We start from the raw sequence: 20589 nt of genomic DNA on the forward strand, positions 1-20589 counted from the left end.
GAAATTATCCTGCGCGACCCCCCTGATCGCAGAAGTTTTTCCTGTCACGCAGGGGGGAAGCCACCCTTCCGTCGCGTTGTTCAGCTCAGCGGCTTGACCAGGAGCTCGAACTCCAGGTCGTCGCGCTGAGGCAGGCCGAAGCGCTCGTCGCCGTACGGGAAGGGGGTCATCCGTCCGGTGCGCCGGTAGCCGCGGCGCTCGTACCAGGCGACGAGCTCCTCCCGTACGGAGATCACCGTCATGTGCATCTCGCGGACGTCCCACAGCTCGCGCACCCGGCGCTCGGCCTCCGCGATGATCTGCTTGCCGAGACCCGCCCCCTGGAGTTCGGGGCGGACGGCGAACATCCCGAAGTAGGCCGCCTCGCCCCGGTGCTCCAGCTGGCAGCAGGCGACGATCGCACCGTCGCGCTCCACGACCAGGAGGCGGCTGTCCGGCGTGGTGATCACGGCGGCGACGCCGTCGGGGTCGGTGCGCTGCCCCTGGAGGATGTCCGCCTCGGTGGTCCAGCCGCCCCGGCTGGAGTCGCCCCGGTAGGCCGACTCGACGAGCGGGACGAGGGCCGGGACATCGTCCAGGACCGCCTCGCGGTAGCTGATCCGGCCGGTCTCCTGCGACGTGGCGGTGTCCATGTGAACGGGGCTCCCCTCAGGTGCTGACGATCGTCGTGCGCGATCGTCCCGAGCCTAACGCCCGTCCCTTTCACTCCCCCTCGTACGCCTCTGCGCGCCCGTGCGCCTGCGTGTGCCCGGCCGGACGCGGGCATCCTCCGGGGAGGGGACGGCGTCGAGGGGGTGGTGTGCCGTGCACGGACCGGCCCTGTCCGGGTGGCTGATGGTCGCGCTCTGCGCGGTGACGGGCGTGTACTGCCTGCTGCGCATGCGCGCGTGCACCGGGGAGGAGCGGCGGGCGGCGGGCCGTGAGGCGGTGATGGCCTTCGGGATGGCGTCGATGGCGCTGCCCGCGGCGGCGCTGACACCGCCGGCGTGGAGCTGGGCGGTGTACGCGGCGGTGTTCGGCGTCGCGGCGCTGCACGGGCTCGCGTCGGTCCGGCGCGGCGGACACCATCTGCACCACCTCGTCGGCTCGCTCGCCATGGTCTACATGGCGGTGTCGATGGCCGCCCCCGGCACGGGGGCGCACGCGGGGCACACGGCGGGCACGGCGGGCGGTGTGCCCGTCCTCACGACCGGCCTGCTCCTCTACTACATGGCGTACGTGCTGCACGCGGGCACGAGACTCGTCCCGGCCCCGGCCCCGGCCCCGGTCCCGGCCCCGGCCCCGGCCCCGGTCCCGGCCCCGGCCCCGGCCCCGGCGGCGGTGACGGCGGGCGGCCCGGGCCCCGGGCCGCGGTCCTCCTGGGCGGCCCGCCCGGAGCCCGCCCTGGCGTGCCGGCTGTCGATGGCGCTCGCGATGCTGGCCATGCTGGTGACGCTGTGAGCTCCGTCCGGCGCCCGGCCGGGCGGTGAGGGCCGGCGGGCCCGGCTCAACCAAACCGTGGCGTACGTCACTTGCCGTCCCTATGCATACCCCCGACCAGTACCGCGCTCATAGGCTGGCGCCATGTGGGTCTCCCTCGCGCTGTTCCTGCTCGGCGTTCTGACCGCCCTCGCGGCCCCCCGGCTGCTGTCGCGGGCGGACTGGGTCGAGCGAGAACCCGTGGTGGCCCTCTGGGTGTGGCAGTGCGTGATCGCCGCCGTCCTGCTGAGCTTCGCGCTCTCCATGACGTTCAGCGCGTCGACCGCCTGGCAGGCCGTCCGGGGGCAGATCTTCGCGCCCGCGCCCCGCGCGGTGATCGACGCGTACCAGCTGGGGACGACCGGGCCGTGGTCCGCGGTGCTCGCGGTGGCCCTGGCGGCCGGCGGGGTGTGGACCGGGGCGATGCTGGGCCGGGAGTTCAGCCACGCCAGGTCGCGGCGCAGACAGCGCCGCTGCGATCTGCTCGTCCGCGCACCCCTGCTCCCCGGCGAGCAGCCGGGCGGTGAGCGCCTCGTGGTCCTGGAGGGCGAGCGGGCGAACGCCTGGTGGCTGCCGGGGAGCACTCCCCAGCTGGTCATCACGACGGCGGCGCTGCGGCGCTTGAAGGGGCGTCAGCTGGACGCGGTCCTCGCGCACGAGCAGGGCCACGCGCGCGCCCGGCACGACTGGCTGCTGCACTCGTCGGCGGCGTTGGCCGCCGGGTTCCCGGGGATCCCGGTCTTCGCCGCCTTCCGCGAGGAGATGCACCGGCTGGTGGAGCTGGCCGCCGACGATGTGGCCTCGCGCCGGTTCGGGCGGCTGACGATCGCGCTCGCGCTGGTCGAACTGAACGAGGACCGGGGTGTGTTCGGTCCGCACCAGGGCCCGTACGGCGATCTGCCGCGCAGGGTGAACCGGCTGCTGACCGCGGCGCCCCGGCTGACCGCGGGCCGCAGGCTCCGGCTCACCGCGGCCGCTTCCCTGGTGCCGGTGGTCCCGGTGCTGGTGGCCTTCGTCCCGGCGCTCAGCGCGCTGGGACAGAGGTGACGGCAGACGCACCGGTCCGGTCGCGCGCGGCGCGCGCGGGGGGCGGGAAGGATCACGCGCGGCCGATCCTGGGGCAGGATCGACGCATGCGCTCCTCCGCCGTGATCTCCGGCGCCCTGGCCGTTCTCCTGCTGGTCCTCGTGGCCGTGGGGTGGACCCCTCTGATCTCCTTCGACCGGTCGGTGGCCGAGGCACTCCACCGTGACGCGGTGGCCGAACCCGGGCTGACCCAGGTGCACCGGTTCCTCAGCGACTGGGTGTGGGACCCGTGGACGATGCGCGCGCTGGCCGCCGCGACGGTGGTGCTGCTGTGGTGGGGGCGGGAGCGCCGCCTCGCCCTGTGGGTGACAGTGACGAGCCTGGCGGCCGTGGGGCTCCAGCAGGGCCTCAAGACGCTCGTGGGGCGGGACCGGCCGGAGTGGACCGATCCGGTCGACTCGGCACGCTTCGCCGCCTTCCCGTCCGGGCACGCGATGACGGCCATGGTCACCTGCGGGCTGCTGCTCTGGGTCCTCGCGCTGCGGTGGCGCGGCGAGTGGCGCGGCTGGGGTGCGCTCACGGGCCTGGCGGTCGTCTCGGTCCTCGGCGTGGGGTGGACGCGGGTCTACCTCGGCGTGCACTGGCCGTCGGACGTGGTCGGGGGCTGGCTGCTCGGCTGGTTCTGTGTGGCCGTGGCCGTCCTGACGTACCGCTGGAGCGAGCGGCGCTTCCCCCGGACCGGCCCGGCGGACGCGGCCGGCCGGGAGAACAGAAGCGGAGAGACGGAATGAAGCCGCCTGTTCTGGACGATCCCCCGTGTCGCCCAGAACAGACGGCATTCCCGGCGGCCTGCCACACGGGCACGCCGACGGGATGCGCCGAGTATACTGGCTGGCAGCCAGTCAACGCAGGAGTCCAGCATGTCCCCGCGTAGCCCATCGGTCAATGAAGAGCTTCGGCGCAGGTCACGTGAGCGCATTCTGCAGGCCACGGTGGAGCTGGTCGACACACGTGGTTACGAGGCGACGACGCTCGGCGACATCGCGGAGCGGGCCGGCTCCGCGCGGGGGCTGATCTCGTACTACTTCCCGGGCAAGCGGCAGCTGCTGCAGGCCGCGGTGCACCGGCTGATGCACCTGACCCTGGAAGGGGCGCTGGAGCGCGAGCCGCGCTCGGAGGACGGCCGCGAGCGCATGGCGCGCGCGATCGACGCGATCCTGGGGCTCGCCGCGACGCGCCCCACCCTGATGCGCACCCATATGGCGGGCATTCTGCAGGCCGAGGGGTTCGTGCAGTGCGAGGAGCAGCAGCGGCTGGCATTCCTGCTGCGCGACACGGTCACGCGCTACGGCTCCGCGGACGTCGACACGGACTATCCGATGCTGCGCGCCCTGCTGATGGGCGCGGTGGTGGCGGTGCTGCTCCCGGGCGCCAAGATGCCGCTGGCGCGGCTGCGTTCGGAGCTGTTCCACCGCTACGGTCTGGACTGGGAGGCCGGCACGCCGCCGGACGGGGGTCCGCCCGACGGCACGCCGGTGGTCAGACCGTCAGCCGGCCGTCGTGCACCGACGGCCGGCGGTCAGGACTCCGGTCAGTCGTCGAAGTCGAAGTAGTCCGGCTGGGTCTGGACGTTGAGCTCGTCCATCCGGATCCGCTTCGCGGGGTCGGTACGGCGGTCGGAGAGCTTCAGGACGTCGAAGCCCTTGGCGATGTCGTTCGAGTAGATGTAGCCGTTGTAGTAGTACGCGGACCACGAGCCGCCGGTGGCGATGGTGGTCGCGGACAGAGGGCCGCGCTCGAAGTAGGCGATCTCCTTGGGCTTGCGTGAGTCGGTGAAGTCCCAGACGGAGATGCCGCCCTGGTACCAGGCCTGGACCATGATGTCCTTGCCCTTGACCGGGATCAGAGAGCCGTTGTGGGCGACGCAGTTCTCGGTGTCGGCCTGGTGGCGCGGGATCTTGAAGTAGCTGCGGAAGACGAGCTTGCTCCGCTTGCCCTTGCCGACGATGTCGTAGATGCCGTCGGCACCGCGGTTCGGGCCGACCTCGGCGTTGCAGGTGGCCGCGCCGCCGCCGCCGAGCTCGTCGGTGAAGACGACCTTGTTGGCCTTCTGGTTGAAGGTCGCGGAGTGCCAGAACGCGAAGTTGACGTTGTCCTGGACGCGGTCGATCACCCGCGGGTGCTCGGGGTCCTCGATGTCGAAGAGGATGCCGTCACCCATGCAGGCGCCGGCCGCGAGGTCCTCGTCGGGGAGCACGGTGATGTCGTGGCAGCCCGTGGTCTTGGAGACGCCCGGGTTGGTCGGGCCACCCGGGTTGCCGCCGCCGTCCGGGCCCTCGCCCGGGAAGAGGACGGGGAAGCCGACGAGCGCGGCCTTCTCGGGCGCCTTGCGGGACACCTTGATGACCGAGATGCCGTCGTGCGGGGGCTGGCAGTCCGGGAAGGCGGCGTTGGGCGAGTACGACGAGACGTAGATGTAGACGTCCCGCTTCTTGGGAACCAGCGTGTGGGTGTGCGAGCCGCACGCGGTCTCGACGGCGGCGACGTACTTCGGGTTGCGGACGTCGCTGATGTCGAAGATCTTCATGCCCTCCCAGGATTCCTTCACCGAGGCGGGCTGCGTCGTGCTGGCGCACGAGTTGTCGCTCCGGGAGGAGTCCGTCGAGAGGAACAGCAGGTCCCCGGAGACGGAGATGTCGTTCTGGGAGCCCGGGCAGAGGACCTGCGCGACGGTCTTCGGGGACTTCGGGTTGCTGATGTCGAAGATCCGGAAGCCGTCGTAGTTGCCGGCGAAGGCGTACTTGCCCTGGAAGGCGAGGTCCGAGTTGGTGCCCGGGAGGGCGTCCTTGGGGATGTTGGCGAGGTGCTCGATGTTCGAGCTGTGGACGATCTCGTCCACGCCGGGTATCTCGCCGCTCTGTATCGCGGCGCGCGCCTCGGCCGCCTGCGCCGAGGAGACCTTGCCCTGCGCGGGGGCGTCTCCCGGGTCGGGGGTCGCGGTGGCGGGGCCCGCCATGAGCATGGTGGCCATCAGTCCGGCCGCGGCGGATGCCACGCCAAGGCGTCTGAGCCTGGCACGCGGGTCGCGCGTGATGGACGTGGTACGCGGGGTACGCAACGAAGTCACTCCGTCCTCCCTGGTATCCGTTCAGCGTTGAACGGGTGTTGGACCCCGGCAGTATCTTCCTTGCCGTGCACATCTCAACAGATGGCAACACAGACGTAATGAAGGTTTTTGATCGGTAGCCCCGAGAAAAGTGCTAGGAACGGTCACTGTCCCCGCAAGAACATCTGGAGGTCGCGTTGTTGATCCGCCGTCAGCGTGCCGTCGTCGCCGTGGCCCTGTCCGCCGTCGCCGTACTCGCCCTGAGCGCCTGCGAGTCGGGGCCCGACAAGGGCGCACCGGAGGCCGGGGGATCGGCCGGGACCGTGGTCGCGCCGGGAAAGCCCGGCGAACCGGCCAGGCGGATATCGCCCGAGGAAGCCGCGAAGCTGCTTCCCGACCAGAGCCCGAACAGCGCCGACTTCGCCTACGCGCAGATGATGATCGTGCACCACCGGCAGGCCCTGACCATGACCGCGCTGGCCCCGCGGCGAGCGGCCTCGGCTCAGGTGAAGGGGGTCGCCGAGCGGATCGCGGCGGCGCAGAAGCCGGAGATCGGCGCGATGGAAGGTTGGCTGAAAAACAACGGTGGTCCGCGCGAACAGGCGGGCCACGACCATCATTCGATGCCGGGGATGGCGAGCGAGGCGCAGCTGAAGGAACTCGCCGACGCGAAGGGCAAGGCCTTCGACGAACTCTTCCTGAAGCTGATGATCACGCATCACGAGGGAGCGGTGACGATGGCCGCCGAGGTGCTGACCGAGGGCAACAACGTCCTCGTGGAGGAGATGGCGAACGACGTGATCGCCCAGCAGTCGGCGGAGATCGGGAGGATGCGGTCCCTGTAGCCCGAGGTGCGCCCAGGTCCGTCCGGGCCGGTGCCGGCCGTCCCCTCCCCGTGGGGGCTGAGCGCCGAGTTCGTGGTCGCGGACGGCCCGGGCTCCGGGCGCACCTCTCAGGCGGCCGGGGGCTCGGGGGCGTTCTCCCGTACGGCCTGGGCGGCCGCCGCCGTGAGGACCGTGGCGAGCAGGCCCGGGAAGAGGGCTTCGAGGTCTTCCTCGCGCAGGGCGTTGAGCTTGGCCGTACCGCGGTACGTCTGCCGGATGACTCCGCCCTCGCGCAGCACCCGGAAGTGGTGCGTCGTCGTGGACTTGGTCACCGGCAGGTCGAAGTACGAGCAGCTCAGTTCGGCGCGCTCGCGCGCCATGTCCCGCACGATCCGCAGCCGTACCGGGTCCGCGAGCGCGTGCAGCACCGCCTCCAGGCGGATCTGGTCGCGCGTGGGGTGTTCGAGGGCGCGTGGGCTGGTGGCGGTCGTCATGGCGGCGGCTCCACTTCATCCGGGGTACGGGCCATTGTACGAGAACCCTCGTAGTTTGACAGATGCCGTACTACGATGGTTACCGTACTAGCGTCCTTCGAGGCACCCCGAAACGGAGTCCGTCATGAGCGTCGCCCTGTTCGAGCCCTACACCCTGCGGTCGCTGACCGTCCCCAACCGGGTCTGGATGGCGCCCATGTGCCAGTACTCGGCGGAGATGACCGGACCGAACGCGGGCGTCGCCACGGACTGGCACTTCGCCCACTACGCCTCCCGGGCCACCGGCGGCACCGGACTGATCCTGGTCGAGGCGACCGCCGTCAGCGCCGAGGGCCGGATCAGCCCGGCGGACCTCGGCCTCTGGAACGACACCCAGACCGAGGCCCTCCGCCGGATCGCCGGCTTCCTCAAGGACCACGGCACCGTCCCCGGCATTCAGATCGGGCACGCGGGACGCAAGGCATCGACCAACCGCCCCTGGGAGGGCCGCGGGCCCGTCCCCGAGGGCGGTCCCGGCTGGCAGCCCGTCGCGCCGAGCCCGGTCGGGTTCGCCGAGGGCTACCCGGTGCCGACCGAGCTGACCGTCGAGAAGATCCGGGAGATCACCGGACAGTTCGCGGACGCGGCCCGCCGCGCGCTCGACGCCGGCTTCCAGGTCATCGAGGTGCACGGCGCCCACGGATATCTGATCGGCGAGTTCCTCTCCCCGCACAGCAACCACCGCACCGACGCGTACGGCGGCTCCTTCGAGAACCGGACCCGGCTCGCCCTGGAGATCGTCGACGCCGTACGGTCCGTGTGGCCCGAGGAGCTGCCCGTCTTCTTCCGGATCTCCGCCACCGACTGGCTGGAGGAGCAGGGCTGGACGGTCGACGAGACCGTACGGTTCGCCGCGCTCCTCCGCGAGCACGGCGTCGACCTCCTCGACGTCTCCAGCGGCGGCAACGGCGGGCCGGCCGAGATCCCGGTCGGCCCCGGCTACCAGGTGCCCTTCGCGGCCCGCGTCAAGGCCGAGACCGGGCTGCCGGTGGCCGCCGTCGGTCTGATCACCGAGAGCGGGCAGGCCGAGAAGATCGTCGCCAACGGTGAGGCCGACGCGGTCCTCCTCGGCCGCGAGCTGCTGCGCGACGCCTCCTGGGCCCGCCGCGCCGCCCGTGACCTGGGCGCGCCGACCCACCCGGCGCCGCCGCAGTACGCCTGGGCGATCTGAGGATCGCGCGGCGCCCGCCGCCGCCTGGCACGCGGGCGTACGGCAGGGGCGCGGGTGTCTCCGGGAGTGTCCGGGAGCCGTTGTCAGTGGCCGGGTGCAGACTGGCCCGTATCCGCGACAACGGCGTCCTGGAGGTAGGCAGCCATGTCCGACGTACTCCTCACCGTAGGCACCCGCAAGGGGCTCTTCATCGGCCGCAGGCACGACGGCCGATGGGAGTTCGGCGATCCGGCCTTCCCCGCGCAGGCCGTCTACTCGGTCGCCATCGACACCCGCGGGCCGACCCCGCGGCTGCTCGTGGGCGGGGACAGCGCCCACTGGGGGCCGTCCGTCTTCCACTCCGACGACCTCGGCACGTCCTGGACCGAACCGGCGCGGCCGGCCGTCAGGTTCCCCGAGGACACCGGCGCCTCCCTGGAGCGCGTCTGGCAGCTGCACCCGGCACCCGAGCACTCCCCCGGCGTCGTGTACGCGGGGACGGAGCCGGCCGCGCTCTTCCGGTCCGGGGACGGCGGTGAGTCCTTCGAGCTCGTCCGGCCGCTGTGGGAGCACCCGACCCGCTCCCAGTGGGTGCCGGGCGGGGGCGGCGAGGCCGTGCACACGGTGGTGACCGACCGGCGCGACCCGGCGGCCGTCACCGTCGCCGTGTCCACCGCCGGGGTGTTCCGCTCGCAGGACGGCGGGGCCGCCTGGGAGCCCTCCAACGAGGGCGTGTCGGCGGTGTTCCTCCCGGATCCGCACCCGGTGTTCGGGCAGTGCGTCCACAAGATCGCCCAGGACGCGGGCAATCTCGACCGCCTCTATCTGCAGAACCACTGGGGCGTCTTCCGCAGCGACGACGCGGGCGGCAGCTGGACGGACATCGGTTCCGGCCTGCCGTCCGACTTCGGCTTCGCCGTCGCCGCGCACCCGCACCGCCCGGACACCGCCTATGTCTTCCCCATCACCGCGGACTCCGACCGGGTCCCGGCCGGCCGCCGGTGCCGGGTCTACCGCACGACCGACGCCGGAGCCACCTGGGAGCCGCTGAGCCGGGGACTGCCCGAGGGCGACCACTACGGCACGGTGCTCAGGGACGCGCTGTGCACGGACGACGCGGACCCGGCGGGCGTGTACTTCGGCAACCGCAACGGCGAGGTGTACGGGAGCGCCGACGACGGCGACAGCTGGCGACTCCTCGCCGAACACCTGCCGGACGTGCTGTGCGTGAGGGCGGCGGTGGTCTGACCCGGCCGGCGGCCTGCGGGGCCCCCAGGGTCAGGGCAGGCGCCAGTCCACCGGCTGGGCGCCCTGCTCCAGGAGGAGTTCGTTCGCGCGGCTGAAGGGGCGGGAGCCGAAGAAGCCGCGGTCCGCCGACATCGGGGACGGGTGCGCGGACTCGATCGCCGGCAGGTTCCCGAGGAGCGGGCGGGCGTTGCGCGCGTCGCGGCCCCAGAGGATCGACACCAGGGGCTTGCCCCGGGCGGCGAGCGCGCGGATCGCCTGCTCGGTCACCTCTTCCCAGCCCTTGCCGCGGTGGGCGGCCGGCTTGCGCGGGGCGGTGGTCAGCGCCCTGTTGAGGAGGAGGACGCCCTGCCGGGTCCACGGGGTCAGATCGCCGTTCGACGGCCGGGGCATCCCGAGGTCGGTGTGCAGCTCCCGGAAGATGTTCTCCAGGCTGCCCGGCAGCTGACGGACCTCGGGCGCGACCGCGAAGCTCAGCCCGATCGCCATGCCCGGTGTCGGATAGGGGTCCTGTCCCACGATCAGGACCCGCACGTCGTCGAAGGGCTGCTGGAACGCCCGCAGTACGTGCTGTCCGGCCGGCAGATAGGTCCGGCCCGCGGCGATCTCCGCCCGCAGGAAGTCACCCATCTCCGCCACCCGGCCCGCCACGGGACCGAGAGCCTCCGCCCAGCCGGGCTCCACCAGTTCCTTCAAAGGTCGCGCTGTCACGGTCCGTCACTCTACCGGCCTACTGTGACACCCCGGTGCGGGCGCCTTCACGGGCCGCCCCCTAGACTCCGCCCACTCCCCCGCCCCACTCGTCACGAGGACGGTGCACCGTGACCCCGGTCGACTCCGCGGCATCCGTGAACGACTCTTCCGGCGCTCTGGTCGTCGGCATCGACTCCGGTGGTTCGGGACTCCGGATCGCACTGGCCGAGGCGGCGGGCGGGACCGTGCTCGGCACCCGCTCGTCGCGCGAACCGGTGCGGACCGGCCCCGGTGGCATCTCCGCCCGGCACTTCCTCGACCAGGTCCTGCCTGCCGTCCGGGCCCTGACGGAGCACCACGGCCCGCGGCCGATCACCGCCGCGGCCGTGGGAGCCGCCGGGATGGCGACGCTCGGGGAGGAACTGCGGGCCGAGCTGCCGAGCGCCTTCGCCGAGGCCTGGGGCGTCCGACGGCTCGCGCTGGCGGCCGACGCCGTCACCGCGTACGCCGGTGCGCTCGGGCAGCGACCGGGCTCCGTCGTCGCCGGCGGCACCGGGATGATCGCGCTGGGCACGGATCTGACGTCCTGGCGGCGGGCGGACGGCTGGGGGCATCTCCTCGGCGACTGCGGCAGCGGCGCCTGGATCGGCGGGGCGGGGCTGGAGGCGGCCATGCGCGCGCACGACGGCCGGCGCGGCGGGTCGACGGCGCTCCTGGCCCGGGCGGAGAAGCTGTTCGGTCCGGCGTCCGGCCTGCCGGGCGTGCTCTACCCCCGTACCGACCGGCCCGCCGTGCTCGCCTCCTTCGCCCCCGAGGTGGGCCGGTGCGCCTCCGGGGACCCGGTGGCGGCGGAGATCCTGGCGCGGGCGGCCCGGCACATCGCCGAGGCCGCCGAGGCGGCGTGCCCGGCCGGGCCGGGGGCGCTGGTGGCGCTGACGGGCGGCCTGTTCAAGATGGGCGACCCCCTCCTCGTACCGCTGCGCGCGGCCCTCGGGGAGCTCGTCCCACACGCCCGGACGGCGGCCCCCGCGGGAGATCCACTGGCCGGGGCCGTCGCGCTCGCTGCGGCACTCGCCACCGGGACGCTGCGACTGCCGGAGGACCCCGCGCTGCTGCGCGTGTTCGAGGAAGGTGCCCCGAAGGCGACCTCATCCGCCCAGGTGGGAGGCGGTGCGTCGACCTCCGCCGAGACCGGGAACCGCATTCCGGACGCTTCCCAGGGGGGACATAGAGGGGCAGAAGGCGCATGATCGTACCTCAGCCGACGCCGCCCCGGGCGAAACCAGTAGCATGCGGCGCCATGAGCTCCCCCACTGGGCCTGCTTCCGGCCTGCCTGTACGAATGCCTCGACCCCGTCAGTCCGGGCGGCACCGTCGCCCCGAACCCGCGGCGGCGCCCGAGGGCGCTCCCGCACTGGTTCTCGCTGTGCCCGGCGTGCCGTCCGCCGCCATACGCTCGCTGGCCGAAGAGGTCGTGAGCATCGCCCGTTCCGAGCTGCCCGGCCTCGACGCCCTGATCGGCTTCGTCGAGGGCGACGACAGCGAGTACCCCTCGCTCGCGGCCGTGCTGACGGCCGCAGCCACGCTGCGCGCCGAGCGGTACGAGCTGGCCGTGGCCGCCGGCCGCGAGGTCAGCGCCCCCACGGGCCCCGCCTCGGTCGTCGTGCCGCTGCTCGCGGGTCCCGACAGCGCCCAGACGCGCCAGGTCCGCCAGACCGTCATGGACGCCGGCAACACCGCCGAGCTCACCGACGTCCTCGGCCCGCACCCGCTGCTCGCCGAGGCGCTCCACGTGCGCCTTTCCGAGGCGGGGCTGGCGCGCGCCGACCGCGCCCGGCTGTTCACGGTCGCGACGGCCGCCGACGGCATCATCCTCGCCACGGTCGGCGGCGAGGAGGCCGTGCAGGCCGCGGGGATCACCGGCATGCTGCTGGCCGCGCGCCTCGCCGTGCCGGTCATCGCCGCCGCGCTCGACCAGGAGGGCTCGATCGCCTCCGTCGCCGAGCAGCTGCGCGGCTCCGGTTCGGAGCAGCTCGCGCTCGCCCCGTACCTGATCGGCCCGGAGCTGGCCGACGGTCTCCTCGACGAGGCCTCGAAGGAGGCCGGCTGCGCCGCCGCCGAGCCGCTGGGCGCCTACCCGGCGATCGGCAAGCTCGTGCTGTCCCAGTACACGGCCGCGCTCGGCATCCCGCCGCAGCAGCCGCAGGGCGCGCCCTCGCTCTGAGGCCCGCCACCCCGCCCGTACGCCGAAGGGCCCGCACCGGATGTCCGGTGCGGGCCCTTCGGCGTATCGGCGCTTAGGTGCACGGCCTCCCGGGGGTCTCGCGGGGGCTCAGCCGAAGACGACGCAGGAGGCGGCGGGGGCCTCGATGGCGCCCGCGCGCACGGGGATCCCGGTCTCGGGGTCGAGGCCGAACCAGGTGACGTCGCCGGAACGCTCGTTGGCGGCGTACAGATGCCGACCGGAGGGGGCGAGCGTCAGGTCGCGGGGCCAGACGCCGCCACAGGGCACGGAGGCGACCAGGTCGGCCTTGGTCCCGTCGGGGTCGAGGGCGAGCACGGCGAGGGTGTCGTCCCCGCGCACGGCGGCCCAGAGGAAGCGGCCGTCGGGGGCGACGACGACCTCGGAGGGGTAGCTGGGGCCGGAGGTGCCCTCGGGGACGACGGGGGTCTCGCCGAGAGGTTCGAGGACACCGGCCTCGGCGTCCCAGCGGCAGACGGTGAGGGTGGGTTCCAGCTCGTTCAGGACGTACGCGTGCGTGCCGGCCGGATGGAACACCAGATGCCGCGGCCCGGTGCCGGGGCGCAGTGCGGCCTCGCCGTGGAGGGTGAGGGCCCCGCTGCCGGGGTCGAGCAGGCAGACGCGTACGGAGTCCGTGCCGAGGTCCACGCTGACGATCCAGCGGCCACTGGGGTCGGGCACCACCTGATGGGCGTGCGGCCCGGCCTGCCGGGAGGCCACGGGGCCGCTGCCCTCGTGCCGGAGGACGCTCGCGGCGGGCCGGGCGGTGCCGTCCTCGCCCAGCGGCAGGGCGGTGACGCTGCCCGAGGTGTAGTTGGCGGTGAGGAGGTGTCCCGCGGCGAGGGAGAGATGGGTGGGCGCCGCGCCGTCCACGGGGACGGGCACGCCGAGGAGCCGGGGTGCGGCCCCGCTGACGTCGAAGGCGGCGACGGCCCCCGCCCCGGTCTCGGACACGGCGTGCAGCACGGGGCCCGCGACCGCGAGGAACGAGGGGTCGACGAGGGCCTCGCTGCCGCCGGTGACGGTCAGCCCTCCCGTCTCCTCGTCCACATCGGCGGCGAGGACACCGCGCCCGCCCGCCGAGGTGAAGGAGCCGATGTACGCACGTACGGCGCTCCGGTCCCGAACCGTCCCTGTGCCGCCCACGGTGCCTCCCCTGTCCCCGCGGCCGGTCGCGGTCGACCGGCCTGCGTCCGGCCGACGGTAGCAGGCGGTCTAGACCAAAGAGACGGGTGGGCCGACGAGGCGGCCCGGGCGGGCAGGACCGGACGGTCAGGAGCGGACGAGCAAGGAGCCCGGCGGCGTCCGCAGCGGCTCGTCGAGCGCGGCGAGGAGCTTCTCCAGACCGCTGACGTGACCGAGCGCCGCCTGACCGCCGGCCGGGGCGAGCGCACCGTCCGCCGCCACGCGCTCCCCGGCCTCGCGGCCGCCCTGGGGTGAGGTCAGCCGCTCCACCGCGGCCTCGACGCGCCAGCAGGCCGCGGCCAGGCGGGCGTCGTGGCTCGCGGCGGGGTCGGCCGCCACGGCGGCGAGCCCCCGCACCTCGTCGGCGCACTCGTCGAGGAGCGCCAGGACCCGCCGCGCGCGGGCCTTCCGGCCGCGGAACGGGCTCAGCGGGTGGACCAGAGGAGCGAGGGAGAGCCGCACGCGTCCGAGCAGCAGCTCCAGCTCGGCGGCGTGCGGGGTCGGGTCGGCGTCCTCGTCGCCGGACAGGCGCCGCAGCGACGCGGAGGTCGCCGACCGCACGCCCCGGAGCGCCCGCTGGATCCAGGCGTCGTTGATCGCGTGCGTGGTGACCGGGAGGATCAGCAGCACGGCCAGCGCCGCGCTCGCCGCGCCCACGGCGGTCTCCTCGAGACGGAGCACCAGCAGCGCCGGGTCGAGCACCCCGAGGAGCCCGTAGAGCAGACCCGCCATCACGGTCACGGCCAGCATCATCCAGCTGTACGAGACGGGCGCGGTGTAGAAGATCCCGAAGACGCAGAGGGCCACCAGGGCGGCCGTGGGGACCACGGCCCCGTCGAGCGGGATGGCGACGACCATGCCGACGGCGATCCCGATCACCGTGCCGAGGACCCGGCGGAAGCCGCGAACCAGCGTCTCGCCGCGGGACACGGTGTTGACGAAGATCCACCACGTCGTGCCGACGGCCCAGTACCAGCGGTCCTCGGAGAGCACCTGGCCGATCGCGAGCGCCACGGCGCACGCGGCCGCGGCCTGGATCGCCTGCCGGGTGGTCACACGCGAGAGCCCGGTGCCGGGCAGCGGGGCCGGCGCGGCGGGCGGAGGGGTACGGCGTTCCAGCGGCCAGAGGAGGAAGCGCACGGCGCCGGCGGCGGCGAGGGCAATGCCGACGGCCGCGTACAGCTCGGGGAGCTGGCCGGGGACGGCGTGCAGGAACTGGGTGGTGAAGAAGTTCATGAACGCGAAGATCCCCAGCGCGTGCCCGCGCGGGCCCCAGCGCCGCGCGTACACCCCGCAGAAGACCACCGCGAGGAAGGCCATGTCCCGCAGCAGGGTGATGTCGTGCAGCGCGGTGGCGAGGGCGAGGACGGGGAAGCCAGCGGCCGGGAGGAGCAGGGTGGTGACGGCCTGCGCGCGGACGGTGGAGTCCATCACGGTGAAGAGCGCGAGCAGCGCGGCCAGACCGCCGGTGATCGACGCGGTCAGCGAGAGGCCGGCGAGCTCCGCGAGCGCGACGGCGAGCGCGATGCCCATGACGGCGCGCAGCGAGTTCTTCAACCTGACGTGCCCCGGATCCGGTGCCACGAACATCCTCTTCACGGCTGTGAACCGCCCCCTCGTCTTGCCTTCCGCCCTGCCTCGCGGCGTCCCGGGGTGGTGGGAGCTCGCGGACATGACGAAGGCGCCGCGGTCCGGACCGGCCTCGTCGCCGCCCCGGCGCTGCGCGGCGCCGAAAGTACCTGGATACGCCAAGGAAACCATCCGGGGTGCCTCTGGCTCAACTCAAGACCCATCGGGTGGGCCATTGGCCCAGTGGAGGACGGTGACCGTCGGCCGCCGGGCGGCCAACGGACCACCGCTCCACTCCGGTACGCGGCGCCCCGGCCGGGCCGGCACCGGCCTCGCGCGTGTGGCGCCGTCCCCGGTGCGTGGCACCGTGTGCGTACGGACCGGTCAGGCCTTGCTCGTGCGCTCCAGGTCCCGAACGGCCCGGGCCGCCTGTGCGGCGGCGCCGCGGGCCTCGCGCAGGGCGTCTTCGGCCGTCGTCACCGCCTTGCCCGCCGCCGCGGACGCCGTCCGCGCCTCCTGCCTGGCCTGCCGGCCGTCGTGCAGGTCGCGCTCCAGACGGCTGACCAGTTCGGTCGCCTCGTCGGCCGCCTCTGCGGCGGCCTGGCGCGCGTCGCGTGCCTCGGCGAGCTCCCGCTCGCGCAGGGCGACCTCGCCGTCGGCCGCCTCCGCCGCCGTCCGGGCGTGGTCGAGCTCGCGCAGACGGGCACGTTCCTCGCGCAGCCTCCGCGCGTCCTCGCCGCGGACCGGCTTCTTCCTCGGCGCCCGCTCTGCGGCGACTCCGGCCGCCTCGGTGCCGTGGGAGGCCTCGGCGGTCCCGGTGTTCTCGGCCGCTCCGGCGGCCTGGGCTGCGCCTGTCGCTTCGGTGGCCGGGCCCCGGCGGGCGGGTACCGCCTCCGGCGCGACCGCGGGAAATCCGACCGCCGCTTCGGGCGTCTTGACGAGCCGGCCCCTCGACCACTGTTTCGCGACGACCTGGTCGGCGAGAACACCGTGCAGGGTCTGCTCGATCTCGTGCAGCACCGTGTCGCTCACCGACAGCCCGGCCTCGCCCGCGAGCCCGGCGGCCGTGCGGGCGAGCGCGGCGATCAGCTGCTGCCGTTGCCCGCCCGCCGCCCGCAGCTGCTCGGCGTCGAGCGTCCGGTGGGCCTCCCTCAGAGTCTCCCCCAGGGCCAGGAACTGCTCGGCCTCCCGCCGGCGCTGCCTGGCCAGCCGGTTCGCCGCCCACGCGGCGAGCGACGGGCGCCGCAGGGCGGCGATGGCCTTCGCCGACCTCGCGTCCTTCGCCGCGCGCGCCCGGGCGACGTACGTGTCCCGGGCGGCCACGAACTCCGCCGGCCTCAGCCCGTACAACTCCTCGGCGACTTCCTCGACATCCACGCCGCCCACTCTGCGCCGACCGCACGCGGGGACCGGGATCCCGCTCGCGGCCTCCGCCGGATGCCCGCTCCGATCACCCGCACGGGCGCCCCGGTAAGAGCGGTGCGGCCCTTCGTCCGGCGCCTCTTCCGGTTCTTACCCGGAGCCATCGGGCGCAGTCGCCTTCCGGTCCGCCGGGCCGCGCGGGCGAGGCGACCCCGGAGGGGCGGATTCCGTACCGGAATGAAACGATTCCGAACCCGGGGACACCCGTGCCCGAACCCGGGGACCGTGGCAAACCGGGCGGCACGCAGGCAGAGCAGAGGCAGAGGAGGCCCGCGGAGCATGGCCGTGGACGAACTCGACACCAGGATCCTGCGGCTGCTCATCGAGCAGCCGAGGACGAGCGTGCGCGAGTACGCGCGGATCCTGGGCGTGGCGCGGGGCACCGTACAGGCCAGGATCGACCGGCTGGAGCGCGACGGAGTGATCACCGCGACCGGTCCGGTCCTCTCTCCGGCCGCGCTGGGCCACCCGGTCCTCGCCTTCGTCCATGTCGAGGTGACCCAGGGGCACCTCGACGAGGTCGGCGACGCGCTCGCGGCCGTGCCCGAGATCGTGGAGGCCTTCTCCATCACGGGCGGCGGCGATCTGCTCACCCGGGTGGTCGCGCGCGACGCCGGACACCTGGAGGACGTCATCCAGCGGCTCATCCAGCTGCCCGGGGTGGTCCGCACCCGTACCGAGATCGCACTGCGGGAGCGGGTGGCCCACCGGCTGCTGCCGCTGGTCGAGGCGGTCGGACGGCGGTCGGCTTCCATGTGAAGTGAGAAACTTGCCCCACGGTACGAGATATGCGCCTTTTCCTTGCATATGCGAGCCGTGGGGGCCTAATCTCTCGCACATGCAGTCCTACACCATCGGGCAGGCGGCGCGCCTGCTGGGCGTGAGCCCCGACACCGCACGCCGCTGGGCCGACGGCGGCCGGTTCGTCACCCATCGCGACGAGAACGGCCGGCGACTCGTCGCCGGCCCCGATCTGGCCGCCTTCTCCGTCGAGGTCGCACAGAGCGGCCAGGGCGACGACGACGTGGCCCACACCTCGGTGCGCAACGCGTTCCCCGGCATCGTCACGGCCGTCAAACTCGGCGACATCGCCGCGCAGGTGGAGATCCAGGCGGGTCCGCACCGGCTCGTCTCCCTCCTCACCCGGGAGGCCGTGGAGGAGCTGGGGCTCGAGGTCGGCATGCAGGCCACCGCACGCGTGAAGTCGACCAGCGTGCACATCGACCGGATCTGATCCCGCTCGGCCCCGCACCCGTACACCGGCGGCGGCCGATTCGCCGGCCGCCGGACCACGATCGGTCCGCCCCGCCCCTCCCCCTGCGATCCGGAGCCCTCGATGGCGACACCCGCACGACTCGCCCCTCTCCTCGACCAGTTCGACTTCGCCCGGCGTCGGTTGACCGACCGCATGGCGGGGCCCGTGATGGACAGCGGGAACGGCACGGACGTCGAGGTGGGGCCGATGACCGACGCGGAGTTCCTCTGGGAGCCCGGGCCAGGCTGCTGGTCCGTCCGCCGCCGCGCCGACGGTCCGGGGCCGCGCGCCACCGTGCTGACCGGCTCCGGCGCCTGGGGCCGGGACGCGACTCCGGCACCGCACCCGACGCCGCCGCCGTTCACGACGATCGCCTGGCGGCTGAGCCACCTCAGTGAGCTGCTCGCCCTCAGGGCCGACCACACGAACGGCAGCCACGGCCTCACCCGCGACGACTACGAGAGCACCGGCGACGTCACGTCGGCCGTCGCCGCGTTCGACACCGCCGCAGGTGCCTGGCGCGACGCGCTGCTGTCCGCCGACGACGCGGCACTCGACACCGTCGGATACAGCACCTACCCGCACGGCAGCGACCCGGAGGATCCCTTCCTGGAGACCGTCTGGTGGGTGAACCAGGAACTCCTGCACCACGGGGCGGAGATCGCCCTCCTCCGCGACCTGTACCGGATCCGGCAGAGCGGAGCGGCCTGAACCCGGCCCGTCCCTACCGGCCCGACCGGCCACGCCTGCCGATCCGCGGAGAACCCCGTTCCCCGTGCGGGAATTCAGCTGGTCGTACGGGCGAGCAGCATCGCCACGTCGTCCTGCGCCGGCGCCGCGAGCAGCTGGTCCAGGATGTCGTCGCACAGCTCGTCCAGCGGGCGGTCGAGGCGCCGGAGCGCCCGGGCGAGCCGGCGCATCCCCTCGTCGAGGTCGCGGTCGCGGGCCTCGACGAGGCCGTCCGTGTAGAGGACGAGCAGCCCGCCCGCGGGCAGGGTGAACTCCTCGGTGCCGAAGTCGTGGACGCCCGTGCCCAGCGGGGTTCCCGGCGGGCCGTCGAGGAAGGTGACGGCCCCGTCCGGGGTGGCCACGGCCGGCGGCGGATGACCGGCGCGCGCGATGACCCAGCCGTCGGTGGCCGGGTCGTGGACGGCGTACACGCACGTCGCCATCGTGTCCTCGCCGAGGTCGGCGACGACGGCGTCGAGGGAGCTGAGCATCTCGACCGGCGGAATGTCGTGGCTGGCCAGGGTCCTCACGGCCGTGCGCAGCTGGCCCATCACCGCGGCCGCGTGGATGCCGTGGCCCATGACGTCACCGATGACGAGGCCCGTCCGGCCGCCGGGCACGGCGATGACGTCGAACCAGTCGCCGCCGACGTCATGGGCGCTCGCGGGCAGGTAGCGGCCGGTGAGTTCCAGCCCGGTGACGGCGGGCAGCGCGCTGTTGGTGAGGCTGCGCTGGAGGGTGAGGGCGGCCTCCCGCTGGGTGGTGTAGAGGCGCGCGTTGTCGATGTTGAGGGCCGCCCGGGCCACGACCTCGTCGATGAGGACGCAGTCCTGCGCGTCGAAGGGCTCGCGGGTCCGCAGCCGGGTCACCGTGACCGTGCCGAGCACCTGGCCTCGGGCCACCATGGGGATGAGCCGGGCCGAGCCGATGCGGCTGGCGAAGTAGCCGCGGAGCGCCTCGGTGCGCGGGTCGGTGAAGAGTTCCGGCAGATCGGACGTGAAGAGGTTCGTGGGCCGGCCGCGGGCGACGACCTCCTCGTACGCGGAGTCCAGCGGGATCTGGAAGGTCTGCCCGGGTGCGAGCAGCGACGTCGGAGCCGTCGGGTCCGGGAAGCGGGCCGCGAGCCGTCGCAGCACCCCGCGCGTGGAGGCGACCGGGTCGTCGGGAGCGAGGACGGACTCCAGCATCTGCACGTCCGCCGAGTCGGCCAGCTGGGGGACGAGGAAACGCACCGCCTCCTCGGCCGTCTGTTTCAGATCCAGGGTCGTGCCGATCCGTGCCCCGGCCTCGGCGAGCAGGGCGAATCGGTGGCGGGCGCGTTCGACCTCGGTGTGCGCCTCCTGGCTCTCGGTGATGTCCACGAGGGACGCGATGAGTCCCAGGGACCGCCGGTCGGTGCGGTCGATGAGCGGGGCGTACGAGCAGGACCAGATGTGGTCGCGATCGGGGTCGGCGGGTGTACGGCCGACCCGGCGGGCGTCGACGACGGCGTGGCCGCTCTCCATGACCTGGAGCATCAGGGATTCGAGGGAGGCGGCGTTGACCCCGGGCACGACGTCGGTGAGGCGATGGCCCAAGTGCTCGGCCGCCGCCACCCCGTTCATCCGGGCCAGGGCGTCGTTGACCCGGAGGAACCGCAGGTCCGGTCCGAGCAGGGCGAGACCGATGGGCGACTGGGTGAAGAGGCTCTCCATCGCCGCCAGGTTCTCCCGCATGCGGAGGACCTCGGAGGTCTCCACGGCGATGAGCAGGGCGCCCGGGCGGCCCTCCGGGTCCGCGGCGGGCACGATCCACATCTCCATGTCGATCGAGTGCCCGTCGCGATGCCGGACCGGGAGGGTGCCGACCATGGTCTCGCCGGCCTGGACGCGATGGGTGAGCCGTTCGGCGAGCTCGCGGTTGGCGTCGGGGACGAGCAGCGGCGTGGCGAGCCGTCCGAGCACGTGCTCGGGACGGTGGCCGAGCAGGTCCTGCGCGGCGAGCGACCACTCGACGATGTGCCCTTCGGCGTCCTCCCGCCAGAGGGCGATCGGCAGCAGCTCCCGGAGCACACCCGCGTCACCGACGGCCGCCCGGGGCGGCTGCGGAAACCTGCTCGACGACTGGTCAGTCTCCAACGCATCGACCTACGCATCGGCCCGGCCCCGGGGGG

20 protein-coding genes are annotated in these 20589 nt (G+C 73.6%); 12 read left to right on the plus strand and 8 right to left on the minus strand.

What is annotated here, in order from left to right; genetic code table 11:
* Positions 1-80: 80 nt before the first annotated feature.
* Positions 81-632 carry a GNAT family N-acetyltransferase gene (locus OG392_RS05135; RefSeq protein WP_329276084.1) on the minus strand — a complete coding sequence of 184 codons (552 nt, stop codon included), beginning with the start codon at positions 630-632 and terminating at the stop codon, positions 81-83.
* Positions 633-804: 172 nt separating this feature from the next.
* Between OG392_RS05135 and OG392_RS05140 the strand changes: the two genes are divergently transcribed.
* The 4 genes from OG392_RS05140 (at position 805) to OG392_RS05155 (ending at position 4097) form a co-directional block, all read left to right on the plus strand.
* The gene (locus tag OG392_RS05140; protein WP_329276086.1) at positions 805-1440 is read left to right on the plus strand and encodes a DUF5134 domain-containing protein; all 636 of its coding nucleotides are present in this window, start codon (positions 805-807) and stop codon (positions 1438-1440) included.
* A gap of 123 nt (positions 1441-1563) precedes the next feature.
* Positions 1564-2505, plus strand: coding sequence for a M56 family metallopeptidase (locus OG392_RS05145; RefSeq protein WP_329276088.1), 942 nt, complete (start codon positions 1564-1566; stop codon positions 2503-2505).
* 86 nt (positions 2506-2591) lie between these two features.
* Positions 2592-3275 carry a phosphatase PAP2 family protein gene (locus OG392_RS05150; RefSeq protein ID WP_329276090.1) on the plus strand — a complete coding sequence of 228 codons (684 nt, stop codon included), beginning with the start codon at positions 2592-2594 and terminating at the stop codon, positions 3273-3275.
* Between the two features lie 129 nt (positions 3276-3404).
* Positions 3405-4097: a TetR/AcrR family transcriptional regulator gene (locus OG392_RS05155; RefSeq protein ID WP_329276092.1), complete on the plus strand. Its 693-nt coding sequence runs from the start codon at positions 3405-3407 to the stop codon at positions 4095-4097.
* Here OG392_RS05155 and OG392_RS05160 read toward each other — a convergent pair.
* A complete protein-coding gene (locus OG392_RS05160; RefSeq protein WP_329287078.1) occupies positions 4076-5515 on the minus strand; it encodes an LVIVD repeat-containing protein in 1440 nt (479 codons plus the stop codon). The genes OG392_RS05155 and OG392_RS05160 overlap by 22 nt on opposite strands.
* Positions 5516-5787: 272 nt before the next feature.
* Here OG392_RS05160 and OG392_RS05165 point away from each other — a divergent pair, with 272 nt between their 5' ends.
* Positions 5788-6435: a DUF305 domain-containing protein gene (locus OG392_RS05165; protein WP_329276094.1), complete on the plus strand. Its 648-nt coding sequence runs from the start codon at positions 5788-5790 to the stop codon at positions 6433-6435.
* Positions 6436-6542: 107 nt separating this feature from the next.
* Here OG392_RS05165 and OG392_RS05170 read toward each other — a convergent pair whose 3' ends face one another.
* A complete protein-coding gene (locus OG392_RS05170; protein ID WP_329276096.1) occupies positions 6543-6908 on the minus strand; it encodes an ArsR/SmtB family transcription factor in 366 nt (121 codons plus the stop codon).
* A gap of 124 nt (positions 6909-7032) precedes the next feature.
* Between OG392_RS05170 and OG392_RS05175 the strand changes: the two genes are divergently transcribed.
* Positions 7033-8118 carry an NADH:flavin oxidoreductase/NADH oxidase gene (locus tag OG392_RS05175; RefSeq protein ID WP_329276098.1) on the plus strand — a complete coding sequence of 362 codons (1086 nt, stop codon included), beginning with the start codon at positions 7033-7035 and terminating at the stop codon, positions 8116-8118.
* Positions 8119-8262: 144 nt separating this feature from the next.
* Complete coding sequence (locus OG392_RS05180; protein ID WP_329276100.1) at positions 8263-9345, plus strand: WD40/YVTN/BNR-like repeat-containing protein; 1083 nt, start codon at positions 8263-8265, stop codon at positions 9343-9345.
* Positions 9346-9375: 30 nt separating this feature from the next.
* Here the strand turns inward: OG392_RS05180 and OG392_RS05185 are convergent, their stop codons facing one another.
* Positions 9376-10053 carry a uracil-DNA glycosylase gene (locus tag OG392_RS05185; RefSeq protein WP_329276101.1) on the minus strand — a complete coding sequence of 226 codons (678 nt, stop codon included), beginning with the start codon at positions 10051-10053 and terminating at the stop codon, positions 9376-9378.
* Between the two features lie 110 nt (positions 10054-10163).
* Between OG392_RS05185 and OG392_RS05190 the strand changes: the two genes are divergently transcribed.
* On the plus strand, positions 10164-11285 hold the full coding sequence (locus OG392_RS05190) for an N-acetylglucosamine kinase (RefSeq protein ID WP_329276103.1): 1122 nt from the start codon (positions 10164-10166) through the stop codon (positions 11283-11285).
* A 50-nt stretch (positions 11286-11335) separates the two neighbouring features.
* Positions 11336-12259, plus strand: coding sequence for a sirohydrochlorin chelatase (locus tag OG392_RS05195; RefSeq protein ID WP_329276105.1), 924 nt, complete (start codon positions 11336-11338; stop codon positions 12257-12259).
* A gap of 108 nt (positions 12260-12367) precedes the next feature.
* On the opposite strand, the gene OG392_RS05200 is transcribed toward OG392_RS05195, so the two are convergent.
* The 3 genes from OG392_RS05200 to OG392_RS05210 form a co-directional block, all read right to left on the minus strand.
* On the minus strand, positions 12368-13423 hold the full coding sequence (locus OG392_RS05200; protein WP_329276106.1) for a lactonase family protein: 1056 nt from the start codon (positions 13421-13423) through the stop codon (positions 12368-12370).
* Between the two features lie 126 nt (positions 13424-13549).
* Positions 13550-15052: an FUSC family protein gene (locus tag OG392_RS05205; RefSeq protein WP_329287080.1), complete on the minus strand. Its 1503-nt coding sequence runs from the start codon at positions 15050-15052 to the stop codon at positions 13550-13552.
* A gap of 363 nt (positions 15053-15415) precedes the next feature.
* Positions 15416-16408 carry a hypothetical protein gene (locus tag OG392_RS05210; protein ID WP_329276108.1) on the minus strand — a complete coding sequence of 331 codons (993 nt, stop codon included), beginning with the start codon at positions 16406-16408 and terminating at the stop codon, positions 15416-15418.
* Between the two features lie 324 nt (positions 16409-16732).
* Between OG392_RS05210 and OG392_RS05215 the strand changes: the two genes are divergently transcribed.
* The 3 genes from OG392_RS05215 (at position 16733) to OG392_RS05225 (ending at position 18419) form a co-directional block, all read left to right on the plus strand.
* Positions 16733-17212, plus strand: a complete 480-nt coding sequence (locus OG392_RS05215) for an Lrp/AsnC family transcriptional regulator (protein ID WP_329276110.1) — start codon at positions 16733-16735, stop codon at positions 17210-17212.
* Positions 17213-17291: 79 nt separating this feature from the next.
* The gene (locus OG392_RS05220) at positions 17292-17687 is read left to right on the plus strand and encodes a TOBE domain-containing protein (RefSeq protein ID WP_329276112.1); all 396 of its coding nucleotides are present in this window, start codon (positions 17292-17294) and stop codon (positions 17685-17687) included.
* 102 nt (positions 17688-17789) lie between these two features.
* Positions 17790-18419 carry a DinB family protein gene (locus OG392_RS05225; protein WP_329276114.1) on the plus strand — a complete coding sequence of 210 codons (630 nt, stop codon included), beginning with the start codon at positions 17790-17792 and terminating at the stop codon, positions 18417-18419.
* A gap of 74 nt (positions 18420-18493) precedes the next feature.
* On the opposite strand, the gene OG392_RS05230 is transcribed toward OG392_RS05225, so the two are convergent.
* Positions 18494-20554 (minus strand): SpoIIE family protein phosphatase, encoded by a 2061-nt coding sequence (locus tag OG392_RS05230; protein WP_329276115.1) that lies wholly within the window; start codon positions 20552-20554, stop codon positions 18494-18496.
* Between the last annotated feature and the right edge of the window lie 35 nt (positions 20555-20589).

The sequence above is a fragment of the Streptomyces sp. NBC_00691 genome, assembly GCF_036226665.1.
Taxonomy (GTDB): domain Bacteria; phylum Actinomycetota; class Actinomycetes; order Streptomycetales; family Streptomycetaceae; genus Streptomyces.